Raw genomic sequence first — 12,056 nt, forward strand, 5'->3', positions numbered from 1 at the left:
CGCAGGGACTTCAGGCCGCGGTCACCGAGACGCGTGCCAGCATCTTCTCGTAGGCCGCGCGGTCGAACTCGCCCGCCGCCGGGGATCGCACGGCGGCCGCCGACAGGGCGACCGCGCGGGTGAGGCGGTCCGGCCAGGGGAGTTGTTCCACCAGGCCGGAGAGCAGTCCGGCCACCGCGGAGTCGCCCGCGCCGGTCGGGTTGCCGTGTTCCCGGGCGGGCGGGACGGCGCGCCAGCAGCCCTCCGGGGCGACGGCCAGCAGGCCGTGCGGACCCAGCGAGGCGACGACCGCCCGGGCCCCGCGCCGCCTGGCGTCCTGGGTGGCGCGCGACGGTTCGTGGGAACCGGTGAGTTCCGCCAGTTCCTCGGCGTTCGGCTTGACGAGGTCCGGCCGCGCGGCGACCCCGCGCCGCAGCGGCTCCCCGCTGGTGTCCAGCAGTACCGGGACGGCCGACGCGCGCGCGGTGCGTACGAGTTGGGCGTAGGCGCCGACCGGGACGCCTGGGGGCAGGCTGCCGCACAGGGCCACCGCCGAGGCGGAGCGCAGCAGACGCTCGTACGTCTCCTGGAAGGCCGACCATTCGGCGGGGGTTATCGCCGGGCCCGGTTCGTTGAGCTGGGTGGTGTCACCGGTCGTCGTGTCGACCACGGCTATCGTGCGGCGCGTCGCTCCCTCCACCGGGACGAGCGCGTCCACCACCCCGGCCGACTCGGCCAGTTGGTCCCGCACGATGCGGCCGGTGGCACCGCCGGCGAACCCGGTGACCGTCACCTCGTGCCCGAGCGCGGCCAGCACGCGCCCCACGTTCAGGCCCTTGCCGCCGGGGCGTTCGGTCACCTCGCTCACCCGGTGCGAGCCGTGCGGGCGCAGGGACCGCACGCGATAGGTGATGTCGAGAGCGGTGTTCAGTGTGACCGTGAGGATCACCTGGGCCGACCTCCCCCGAAGAGTTCTGTGACGTGGGCGCCGTTCGGACGCCCGCCGGTGTTTCCGGAGGCTCGATCATGCCAAACACAACGGCGGTCGGCCCAGTCCCCCCGGGCCAACCGCCGTAAGCAACAAAGGTATGAATCACCCCAGTTGGGGATCGACCACCCATTCACCGCCGCGCATGACGCCCTTGAGCGCGAAGTCGGCGTCGAGGACCACGAGGTCCGCGTCCTTGCCCGGCTCCAGGGAGCCCACCCGGTCGTACCGGCCCAGCAGGCGGGCGGGGTTGACGGAGAGGGCTGTCACGACGTCCTCGACCGGCAGCCGGTCGACCGTGACGGCGCGCTGGAAGGCGCGGTCGAGGGTGAGGGTGGAGCCGGCGATCGAACCGCCCTCCACGAGGCGGGCGACGCCGTCCGCGACCTCGACCTCCAGCGGGCCGAGCATGTAGCGGCCGTCGCCGAAGCCGGCGGCGTCCATCGCGTCGGTGATGAACGCGACCCGGCCGGGACCCGCGTGATGGAACGCCAGCTCCAGCGAGGCGGGGTGCAGATGCGTGCCGTCGTTGATCAGCTCGACGGTGATCCGCTCGTCCTCCAGGAGGGCGGCGATGGGGCCCGGCGCGCGGTGCCCGAGCGCCGGCATCGCGTTGAACAGGTGGGTCGCCACGGTCGCGCCGGCGTCGATGGCCGCCTTCGTCTGCTCGTACGACGCGTCGGTGTGCCCGATCGCGGCGATCACCCCGTGCTCGGCGAGCAGCCGTACGGAGTCGAGGCCGCCCGGCAGTTCGGGGGCGAGCGTGACCATGCTGGCCCGGCCGCGCGCCGCGTCGATCAGCTTGCGGACCTCCGCCGGGTCCGGGTCGCGCAGCAGTTCCTCGGAGTGCGCGCCCTTGCGGCACGGCGAGATGAACGGGCCCTCGAAGTGGATGCCGGCGATGTCGCCCTGCTCGGCCAGTTCGGAGAGCATCCCGGCGCGTTCGGCGAGGCCGTGCATGTCGCCGGTGACGGTCGAGGCGACGACGGTCGTGGTGCCGTGCAGCCGGTGGGTGTGGATGCCCCGCAGGACGTCCTCGGCCGTTCCCGAGGTGAAGGACGCGCCGCCGCCGCCGTGGTTGTGGAGGTCGACGAAGCCGGGGACCACCCAGTGGCCGGACAGGTCGGTCACGGTCGCGTCCGCGGGCGCTGCCGCGTGGACTCCGCCGGGCCGCGTCTCGGAGGCACCCGCGGCGGCGATCCGCGAACCGTCGACGATCACGCGGCCGTCGTGCACGATCCCGGTGGGCAGCACCACCCGGGCGCCGGCGAGAACCTTGCTAGGAGCCATCGGGTGGTTACCTCCGGGGAGTCGTAGAAGTGGTGTTCAGGAGGTCCCGGGCGAGGAGCCCGGCACCGAGGCATCCGGCGGTGTCCCCGAGGGCGGCGGGGACGATGGACGGCAGTTTCTGGAAGGTGACACGGCGTTCGACCGCGGCCCGCAGGGGTGTGAACAAGGTTTCCCCCGCCTCCGCGAGCCCGCCACCGATGATCAGGGTGCGCGGGTCCAGGAGGGTGAGCGCGGTGACCAGGCCGTCGGCGAGCGCGTCGACGGCCTCCTGCCACACGGCCAGCGCCCTCGGGTCGCCCGACTCGACGGCCTTGGCGCAGTCCGCCGCGTCCGCGGTGGGGTCGCCCGACGCCTCGGCCCAGGCCTGGCTGACGGCCGCCGCGGAGGCGAACCGCTCCAGACAGCCGCGCTGCCCGCACGGGCACGGGGCCCCGCCGGGCCGTACGACGATGTGGCCGATCTCGCCCGCGAAGCCGTGCGCGCCTTCCTCGACGCCGCCGTTGATGCCGATGGCGCCCGCGATGCCGGTGCCCAGCGGGACGAACAGGAAGCGGTCCGCTCCCCGTCCGGCGCCGATCCGGCCCTCCGCGAGGCCGCCGGTGCGCACGTCGTGCCCGAGCGCGACGGGTACTCCGCCGAGCCGTTCGGCGAGCAGTCGGCGCAGCGGGACGTCGCGCCAGCCGAGGTTGGCGGCGTAGACCGCGATGCCATTCCGCGCGTCCACGATGCCGGGGACGGCGACGCCGGCGGCCAGCGCGCTCTCGCCGAAGTTCTCCTCGCCGTAGGCGCGCAGTTCGGCGGCGAAGTCGAGGATGTCCTCTACGACGGCGTCGGGCCCGCGCTCACGGCCGGTCGCCCGGCGGGCCTGGTGCAGCAGCGCGGGGTGCCCGGAGGCCTGCGGCCGCGGCGCGTCGGGGCGGTCCGGGGAGGGCTCGGCGTCCACCCCGACGAGGGCGGCCTTCATCCCGGTGCCGCCCACATCGAGGGCGATGACGTGTCTCACGGGGGACAGTGTCGCGCTTTACCCCTGGAAAGGTCTAGTCCACTCACGGGATGGAGACCTTGTATCCGCATTCCGAGACATGAGCGGGGCCCTGCCGGTCCCCTGGCGGGCCCGGGCCCGTCGTCTGTCGGTGCCGGGGACTACCGTGCTGTCCATGGAAGAGCTGCCCGCGCGCGAACGGAGCATCCTCGCCCTGGAGCGCCGCGGCTTCCCCGGCCCCGGCGCCAAGGAGCGCGCCATACGCGAACAACTGGGCCTGGCCCCGGTCCGCTACTACCAGCTCCTGAACGCGCTGCTGAACGATCCGCGAGCCCTCGCGCACGACCCTGTCACGGTGAACAGGCTCCGCCGTGTCCGCGAGTCCCGCCGCGACGAACGCTGAGCACGGGCAGGATCCGGCCCCTCCGGCGTCCGAGGAGCGGGGGGTGCGTCCGGCGTCGCCCGGATAGGGTCGCCCCATGGGCAGCCACCCCGAATCCAAGGACTCCTTGCCGACTCCGGTGACCCCCGCCGGGCGCGACGCTCTGGAAGCGATCCTCACGCGTCCCGCCCGGACGGTCGTCGCACTCGACTTCGACGGAACACTCGCCCCCATCGTCCCCGACCCCGACCGGGCCCGCGCCCACCCCGACGCGGTCCCGGCGCTCGCCGCCCTCGCCCCCAAGGTCGCCTCCGTCGCCGTCGTCACCGGCCGCCCGGCCGGTGTCGCCGTGCGCCACGGAGGCTTCGCCGGCGTGCCGGGGCTGGAGCACCTGGTCGTCCTCGGTCACTACGGCGCCGAGCGCTGGGACGCGGTCAGCGGCACGGTCACCGCGCCCGCTCCGCACCCGGGCGTCGCGGCCGTCCGGGCCGAACTGCCGGGGTTCCTCGACGCGATCGGTGCCTGGCAGGGCACCTGGATCGAGGAGAAGGGCCGCGCGGTCGCCGTGCACACGCGCCGGGCCGCCGATCCGCAGGCCGCGTTCGAGGCGTTGCGGGAGCCGCTGGGCGAGCTCGCCGCGCGGCACGGGCTGATCGTCGAACCGGGGCGCATGGTCCTGGAGCTGCGTCCGCCCGGCATGGACAAGGGGGTCGCCCTGCTGGAGTACGTCCGTGAGGTCGGTGCCGAGGCCGTTCTGTACGCCGGGGACGATCTGGGGGACCTGCCTGCGTTCGGCGCCGTCGACAAGCTGCGCTCCGACGGGGTTCCCGGGCTGCTGGTGTGCAGCGGCAGCTCCGAGGTCGCCGAGCTGGCCGAACGCGCCGACCTGGTGGTCGACGGGCCCGCCGGGGTCGTCCGGATCCTCGCCGCCCTGGCGGCCGCGCTCGACTGACGCGGCCGGCGACCCCCGCGCGGGGCGGGCGGGCCACAAGCCGGTTCTCGCCCCCTCCGCCCCTACCCTTCCCGTACCTGGGGCTCCGCCCCAGACCCCGCTCCTCAATCGCCGGAGGGGCTGAACTTTCGCCGGCCGGGGCTGGAACCGTCTGGACCCTGGACCCGCAGCCGGGATCCGGCGGACAGGAACCCCGACCGCCGCCCGCCCCTCCTCAGCTCTCCAGCGCGTGGAGTTGGTCCAGGAACCACTGGGCCGGGGGAAGGGCGGTGGCCGCGGCGGTCAGGCGTTTGGTGCGTTCGGCGCGTTCGCCCGGCTGCATGGTGAGCGCCTCGTACAGCGCCCGCGCCGTCCCGGTGATGTCGTACGGGTTCACGGAGATCGCGTCCTCGCCCAGTTCCTCGTACGCCCCGGCCTCCCGGGACAGGACCAGCGCACAGCCCTCGTCGGAGACGACCGGGATCTCCTTGGCGACGAGGTTCATGCCGTCCCTGATGGGGTTGACGAGGGCGACGTCGGCGAGCCGGTAGGCGGCGAGCGAGCGCGCGAAGTCGTCCTTCACGTGCAGCACCACCGGGGTCCAGCCGGGCGTTCCGTAGTGCGCGTTGATCTCGTCGGCGAGCCGCTGCACCTCGGCCGTGTAGTCCCGGTAGACGGCGAGGTCCTGCCGCGACGGGTAGGCGAACGCCACGTGGACGACCCGCTCGCGCCACTCCGGGTGGTCGTCGAGGAGCTGCCGGTACGCCAGCAGCCCCCGCACGATGTTCTTGGACAGCTCGGTCCGGTCGACGCGCACGATCGTCCTGCGGTCCGCGCCGATCTCCTCGCGCAGCGCGGCCATCCGTTCCCCGACGTCCGCGCGGTGCGAACGCTCGCGAAGGAACTCGGCGTCCGCGCCGAGGCCGTGCACGCCGACCCGGGTCTCGCGCACCGGCGGCCGGGCGCCGTCCAGGTGCTCGATCGTGCGGGGGGTGCCGCCCGAGGGCGAGCCGGCGCGGTAGCGGCCGGGTTCGGTCGCCTCCGCGCAGCGCGTGAACGCGGTGGCCCACCGCCAGGTCAGGAAGGCGACCCGGTCCGCGCCGAGCATGCCCGCCATCAGCTCCGCGCGGATGTCGTCGGGGAGCATCCGGAAGTAGTCCTCGGGCGCCCACGGGGTGTGGGAGAAGTGACCGATACGCAGGTCGGGGCGCAGTTCGCGGAGCATCCCGGGCACCAGGCACAGGTGGTAGTCCTGGACCAGCACGGCCGCGCCCTCGGCCGCCTCCTCGGCCAGCGCCTCGGCGAAGGCGCGGTTGTAGGCCCGGTACGACTCCCACTGGCGCCGGAACTCCGCGTCGAAGACCGGCTCCAGCGGGGTCTGGTAGAGCAGGTGGTGCACGAACCACAGCACGGAGTTGGCGACGCCGTTGTAGGCGTCGGCGTGCGTGTCGGCGTCGATGGCCAGCATCCGTACGCCGTCCTCGTGGACTCCGCGCCGCACGGCCTCCCGGTCGCCGTCCCCGAGGGCGGAGCAGACCCAGAGGGCGCCCGCGTCCGGCCCGATCGCCGAGAGTCCGGAGACGAGGCCGCCGCCGCCACGTCTGGCGTGCAGCGAGTCGTCCTCCCGTACCTCGTAGGTGACCGGGCCGCGGTTGGAGGCGACCAGAATCCTGTGGGCACCGTGCGTTGAAGCCATGCCTCGAAACCTAGCCCCGTCTCGAAACGCTCAAACGCGCCCTTCGGCCGTATGCGATCGGCGGCCGTCGGCGCCGGACTACGCGGCTCTGCGCGTCTGGTACTCGGAGATTTCGCTCATCGGCGGCCTTTCCTCCGTGTCCACGGAGTACGTGCGCGGCCGGAAACCGTCGCGGTCGCGCTCGAACTGGGTGAGGGAGGGACGGATCAGGTGTCCGCGCGCCAGCCGGAGCTGCGCGGCGCGGTAGATCGCGGCGGCCATGCGGCCGAGCGCCTGCCCGTCCTGGTGGCGGTGCTTGCGCACTCCGACGTCGACCTGGGCGAGGGCGTCCAGGCCCACCAGGTGCAGGGCGTCGACGAGCATGCCCAGCTCGACGCCGTAGCCGACGGGGAAGGGGAGCTGTTCGAGCAGCGAGCGGCGGGCCGCGTACTCGCCGCCGAGCGGCTGGACGAAGCCCGCGAGCTGCGGCCAGTGCATGTTCAGGAGCGGGCGGGCCATCAGCTCGGTGACCCGGCCGCCCTGCCCGCCGCCGCCGGCCATCGGGCGGTCGTACATGGCCTTGACCAGGTCGACGCCGGGTTCGGTGAGCAGCGGGCCCACGATCCCGGAGACGAAGTCGGACGAGAACTCCTTGAGGTCCGCGTCGACGAAGCAGACGATGTCCCCGCTCGTCACGAGCAGCGACCGCCACAGCACCTCGCCCTTGCCGGGCACGGCCGGGATCCGCGGGAGGATGTCGTCGCGGTGCACGACGCGCGCGCCCGCGGCGGCGGCGACCGCGGCGGTGCGGTCGCTCGAACCGGAGTCGACGACGACGATCTCGTCGACGAGGGGCACCTGCTGCATCAGATCGTGGCGGATGATCGCGACGATCTCGCCGACCGTCTCCTCCTCGTTGAGCGCGGGCAGCACGACACTCACCGTCGATCCGGTGACACGCTTGGCTGCCATGATCCTGTGGAGCGGGCGGTCGGTCGCGGACCAGGAGCGTGTGCTCAGCCAGCTTTCGACTTCTCTCAGCACCGTCTGCGGCTCCTCACTGTCTGATCACACGCTCTCATCGGCGTGCCCGCTGCGGCCAGCGGCAGATCGATTGCCGTCGTCTCGCGGTTCGGACGACTATCTCAACTGTCCTGGCCTTCGGTTACAGTCTTGAACAACGCGCATGACCATCGCATGTCCTGGATCGTCGGCGCGTATCGTGTTCAACAGTTCAACAATCAAATACCGCTCATCCAGAGGGGCAGAGGGATACGGCCCGATGAAGCCCCGGCAACCCTCCAGCCGGTCTCGTACCGATCGATGTCGATCGCGTCGCGAGGCTCCCGGCTAGGGAAGGTGCCAAATCCGTCTCACGGCGAAGTGCGCCGTGAGGAAGATGAGGAGAAAGGGCCTCGCCTCCATGGCTGCGCAGACAGTTGCAAGCACCACGAACTCCGCCGACGCGGTAGACCTCGGCCCGGCCGCGGCGCTTTCCTGCCGCGAGTGCGGACACCGCGTCCTGCTCGGCCCGGTCTTCGCCTGCGAGGAGTGTTTCGGCCCGCTGGAGATCGCCTACGACTTCTCGGCCTACGACACCGAAGAGCTCCGCAAGCGCATCGAAGCGGGACCCGCGAACATCTGGCGCTACGCGCCGCTCCTGCCCGTCCCCGCGGACGTGGCGGACAAGCCGAACATCAACCCCGGCTGGACCAAGCTCGTCCAGGCCGACAACCTGGCCCGCGAGCTCGGCGTCGACGCCGGGAAGCTCTTCGTCAAGGACGACTCCGGCAACCCGACGCACTCCTTCAAGGACCGCGTCGTCGCCCAGGCCATCGAAGCGGCCCGCGTCTTCGGCTTCACCACCCTCTCCTGCTCCTCCACCGGCAACCTCGCCGGGGCGGTGGGCGCCGCGGCGGCCCGCGCCGGCTTCCGTTCCTGCGTGTTCATCCCGCACGACCTGGAGCAGGGCAAGGTCGTCATGGCCGCGGTCTACGGCGGCGAGCTCGTCGGCATCCAGGGCAACTACGACGACGTGAACCGTTTCTGCTCCGAGCTGATCGGCGACCCGGCCGGCGAGGGCTGGGGCTTCGTCAACGTCAACCTGCGGCCCTACTACGCCGAGGGCTCCAAGACCCTGGCGTACGAGATCTGCGAGCAGCTCGGCTGGAAGCTCCCCGACCAGCTCGTCGTGCCCATCGCCTCCGGCTCCCAGCTCACGAAGATCGACAAGGGGCTCCAGGAGCTGATCAAGCTCGGACTCGTCGAGGACAAGCCGTACAAGATCTTCGGCGCCCAGGCCGAGGGCTGCTCCCCGGTGTCCGTGGCCTACAAGGCCGGTCACGACGTCGTACGGCCGCAGAAGCCGGACACCATCGCCAAGTCGCTCGCCATCGGCAACCCGGCGGACGGCCCGTACGTGCTCGACATCGCCCGGCGCACCGGCGGCGCGGTGGAGGACGTGAACGACGAGCAGATCGTCGACGCGATCAAGCTGCTCGCGCGCACCGAGGGCATCTTCGCGGAGACGGCCGGCGGTGTGACCGTCGGTGTCACCCGCAAGCTCATCGAGAACGGTCTCCTCGACCCGGCCCTCACCACGGTCGTGCTGAACACCGGCGACGGCCTCAAGACCCTGGACGCGGTGGCCTCCGACACCGGGCTGACCGCGACCATCCGCCCGAACCTCGACTCCTTCCGAGAGGCTGGCCTCGCATCATGAGCGTCAACGTCCGCATCCCCACCATCCTGCGCACCTACACCGGTGGTGCCGCCGAGGTGACGGCCGAGGGCGCGACCCTCGCCGAGGTCATCAGCGACCTGGAGAAGAACCACACGGGCATCGCCGCGCGCGTCCTGGACGACCAGGGCAAGCTGCGTCGCTTCGTGAACGTGTACGTCAACGACGACGACGTGCGCTTCGAGCAGGGACTGGAGACGGCGACTCCGGACGGTGTCGGCGTTTCGATCATTCCGGCCGTCGCCGGAGGCTGATCGTTACCCTCGGTAATGCCGAACACAGCGCGTTCACATAATTGCCCCCTCCGTGAGACAAACGGAGGGGGCAATTCTGTTGGGTTGAACGCGCTAGAGTTGGGGAAGTCGCTCCGATTTGGATGTTGGTTTCATGCCGGACGCATATGAGTGACCGTTCTTCGGGCGACAAGAAGTAGCCAAAGTGACTCACCTTTTTGGGCATTTTATGGCATTTGCGGGGCCCGACTTGCCCTGAATCCTTGCGCATTCTCCACATATCATTGATCGGCCATGCCCAGAATTCTCGTCCGATTGACCTGTTGCAGAGGGCAGTTGGACAGATACATTCAGCCGCGGTCGACGCGTTCCGGCGCACACCCCCAACCGTTGGGGGGTGAGGTCTGACCCGGATCCGCGAAGTGTGGATCTGTGCAAGGGCCAGTAATAGGGGAGTTAGGCATGGCTCAGGGCACCGTCAAGTGGTTCAACGCGGAGAAGGGGTACGGCTTCATCGCGGTCGACGGTGGTGCGGACGTCTTCGTGCACTACAGCGCGATTCAGATGGACGGCTACCGCACCCTTGAAGAGGGTCAGCGAGTGGAGTTCGAGATCTCGCAGGGCCAGAAGGGTCCGCAGGCGGACATGGTCAAACTCGCCGTCTGATCGGGCGCGAACGACCACCGACTCAACTCACGCACGAGGGGCCCGCATCCCACCAGGGATGCGGGCCCCTCGTGCGTGTCCAGGGGGCTTCCAGGGGGCTCGCTTCGCGAGCGCACCTTGCTCCCGCCCGTCGCCCGACCGCCACCCCTCGACGAGCTCGCTTCGCGAGCGCACCTTGCACTCGACGGGGTCGAGTGCTAATCATTGGCGTTAGCACTCTCCGAGTGAGAGTGACAGAACTTGGATCGGGCCGGCGAGGCTCGCGGGCCTGTGGGGCAAGGAACCACAGGGCTCGGGGGCCGTCCGTCGCGGGCGCGGGCGCGATCCGGAGCAATCCACCCCGTCCGGGAGGACCACTTCACATGGCCAAGATCATCGCGTTCGACGAGGAGGCACGGCGCGGTCTCGAGCGCGGGATGAACCAGCTCGCCGACGCCGTCAAGGTCACCCTCGGCCCCAAGGGCCGTAACGTCGTCCTCGAGAAGAAGTGGGGCGCGCCCACGATCACCAACGATGGTGTTTCCATCGCCAAGGAGATCGAGCTCGAGGACCCGTACGAGAAGATCGGCGCCGAGCTGGTCAAGGAAGTCGCCAAGAAGACGGACGACGTCGCCGGTGACGGTACGACCACCGCGACCGTCCTCGCCCAGGCGCTCGTCCGCGAGGGCCTGCGCAACGTCGCCGCCGGCGCCAACCCGATGGCCCTCAAGCGCGGTATCGAGAAGGCCGTCGAGGCCGTCTCCGGTGCCCTGCTCGAGCAGGCCAAGGATGTCGAGACCAAGGAGCAGATCGCTTCCACGGCCTCCATCTCCGCCGCCGACACCCAGATCGGCGAGCTCATCGCCGAGGCGATGGACAAGGTCGGCAAGGAAGGCGTCATCACCGTCGAGGAGTCCCAGACCTTCGGTCTGGAGCTGGAGCTCACCGAGGGTATGCGCTTCGACAAGGGCTACATCTCGGCGTACTTCGCCACCGACATGGAGCGTATGGAGGCCGTCCTCGACGACCCGTACATCCTGATCGCGAACTCCAAGATCGCGAACGTGAAGGACCTGCTCCCGCTCCTGGAGAAGGTCATGCAGTCGGGCAAGCCGCTGCTGATCATCGCCGAGGACGTCGAGGGCGAGGCCCTGTCGACCCTGGTCGTGAACAAGATCCGTGGCACCTTCAAGTCCGTCGCCGTCAAGGCCCCGGGCTTCGGTGACCGCCGCAAGGCCATGCTCGGCGACATCGCCATCCTCACGGGCGGCGAGGTCATCTCCGAGGAGGTCGGCCTCAAGCTGGAGAACGCGGGTCTGGACCTGCTGGGCCGCGCCCGCAAGGTCGTCATCACCAAGGACGAGACCACGATCGTCGACGGCTCCGGCTCCGCCGACCAGGTCGCCGGCCGTGTGAACCAGATCCGTGCCGAGATCGAGAACTCGGACTCGGACTACGACCGCGAGAAGCTCCAGGAGCGTCTGGCGAAGCTGGCCGGCGGCGTGGCCGTCATCAAGGCCGGTGCCGCCACCGAGGTCGAGCTCAAGGAGCGCAAGCACCGCATCGAGGACGCCGTTCGCAACGCGAAGGCGGCCGTCGAGGAGGGCATCGTCGCCGGTGGTGGCGTGGCCCTGCTCCAGGCTTCCTCGGTCTTCGAGAAGCTCGAGCTCTCGGGTGACGAGGCGACCGGCGCCAACGCCGTGCGTCTGGCCCTGGAGGCCCCGCTCAAGCAGATCGCCGTCAACGGTGGTCTCGAGGGTGGCGTCATCGTCGAGAAGGTGCGCAACCTTCCCGTCGGCCACGGCCTGAACGCCGCGACCGGTGAGTACGTCGACATGATCGCCGAAGGCATCATCGACCCGGCGAAGGTGACGCGTTCCGCTCTGCAGAACGCCGCCTCCATCGCCGCGCTGTTCCTGACCACCGAGGCCGTCATCGCCGACAAGCCGGAGAAGGCCGCGGCCCCGGCCGGCGGCGGCATGCCGGGCGGTGACATGGACTTCTGATCGACCCCGGTCGATCAACCGTCCTGACGTTCCGAGGGCGGCACCTTCCCGCAAGGGAGGGTGCCGCCCTCGGGCGTTTCCCGGCCCGCCGCCGGACGTCTCCTCGGGCGGGCCGCCCCGGTACGTGGCCCGGATCACAGGGACGAGTCCCGGGGCGGCGGAATGCCTCGCCCGGTGCGGAGGTTGACGCTGAAGAGCAGTTGAT

General features: G+C 70.8%; 11 protein-coding genes and 1 riboswitch. Of the genes, 6 read left to right on the plus strand and 5 right to left on the minus strand.

Going from position 1 to position 12,056, the window contains the following annotated elements:
- Window positions 1-10: 10 nt before the first annotated feature.
- From ACFRIC_RS31070 to ACFRIC_RS31080, 3 genes are all read right to left on the minus strand, one after another.
- A complete protein-coding gene (locus tag ACFRIC_RS31070; protein ID WP_382792614.1) occupies window positions 11-928 on the minus strand; it encodes a 1-phosphofructokinase family hexose kinase in 918 nt (305 codons plus the stop codon).
- Between the two features lie 144 nt (window positions 929-1,072).
- Window positions 1,073-2,257, minus strand: coding sequence for an N-acetylglucosamine-6-phosphate deacetylase (gene nagA, locus ACFRIC_RS31075; protein WP_382792617.1), 1,185 nt, complete (start codon window positions 2,255-2,257; stop codon window positions 1,073-1,075).
- A gap of 7 nt (window positions 2,258-2,264) precedes the next feature.
- Window positions 2,265-3,260 (minus strand): ROK family protein, encoded by a 996-nt coding sequence (locus tag ACFRIC_RS31080; RefSeq protein WP_382792620.1) that lies wholly within the window; start codon window positions 3,258-3,260, stop codon window positions 2,265-2,267.
- 154 nt (window positions 3,261-3,414) lie between these two features.
- Between ACFRIC_RS31080 and ACFRIC_RS31085 the strand changes: the two genes are divergently transcribed.
- Window positions 3,415-3,642, plus strand: coding sequence for a DUF3263 domain-containing protein (locus ACFRIC_RS31085; RefSeq protein WP_261701885.1), 228 nt, complete (start codon window positions 3,415-3,417; stop codon window positions 3,640-3,642).
- Between the two features lie 76 nt (window positions 3,643-3,718).
- Window positions 3,719-4,573, plus strand: a complete 855-nt coding sequence (gene otsB, locus ACFRIC_RS31090; protein ID WP_382792623.1) for a trehalose-phosphatase — start codon at window positions 3,719-3,721, stop codon at window positions 4,571-4,573.
- Window positions 4,574-4,787: 214 nt separating this feature from the next.
- On the opposite strand, the gene ACFRIC_RS31095 is transcribed toward otsB, so the two are convergent.
- Both ACFRIC_RS31095 and ACFRIC_RS31100 read right to left on the minus strand, forming a co-directional pair.
- A complete protein-coding gene (locus ACFRIC_RS31095; RefSeq protein WP_382792627.1) occupies window positions 4,788-6,248 on the minus strand; it encodes a trehalose-6-phosphate synthase in 1,461 nt (486 codons plus the stop codon).
- Between the two features lie 78 nt (window positions 6,249-6,326).
- A complete protein-coding gene (locus ACFRIC_RS31100) occupies window positions 6,327-7,271 on the minus strand; it encodes a glucosyl-3-phosphoglycerate synthase (RefSeq protein WP_382792630.1) in 945 nt (314 codons plus the stop codon).
- A 205-nt stretch (window positions 7,272-7,476) separates the two neighbouring features.
- Window positions 7,477-7,633: riboswitch (SAM riboswitch) on the plus strand.
- Window positions 7,634-7,650: 17 nt separating this feature from the next.
- On the opposite strand from ACFRIC_RS31100, the gene thrC reads away from it, so the two are divergent.
- The 4 genes from thrC (at window position 7,651) to groL (ending at window position 11,851) form a co-directional block, all read left to right on the plus strand.
- Window positions 7,651-8,949 carry a threonine synthase gene (gene thrC / locus ACFRIC_RS31105; RefSeq protein ID WP_382792632.1) on the plus strand — a complete coding sequence of 433 codons (1,299 nt, stop codon included), beginning with the start codon at window positions 7,651-7,653 and terminating at the stop codon, window positions 8,947-8,949.
- A complete protein-coding gene (locus ACFRIC_RS31110; protein ID WP_355766811.1) occupies window positions 8,946-9,221 on the plus strand; it encodes a MoaD/ThiS family protein in 276 nt (91 codons plus the stop codon). Before thrC ends, ACFRIC_RS31110 begins: the two co-directional genes overlap by 4 nt.
- A gap of 441 nt (window positions 9,222-9,662) precedes the next feature.
- Entirely contained in the window at window positions 9,663-9,866 is a 204-nt protein-coding gene (locus ACFRIC_RS31115) for a cold-shock protein (RefSeq protein ID WP_005315736.1), read from the plus strand.
- Between the two features lie 362 nt (window positions 9,867-10,228).
- Window positions 10,229-11,851: a chaperonin GroEL gene (groL, locus tag ACFRIC_RS31120; protein ID WP_103550993.1), complete on the plus strand. Its 1,623-nt coding sequence runs from the start codon at window positions 10,229-10,231 to the stop codon at window positions 11,849-11,851.
- The last annotated feature ends 205 nt before the right edge of the window (window positions 11,852-12,056 follow it).

It is taken from the genome of Streptomyces sp. NPDC056738, from assembly GCF_042790435.1.
Lineage (GTDB): Bacteria > Actinomycetota > Actinomycetes > Streptomycetales > Streptomycetaceae > Streptomyces.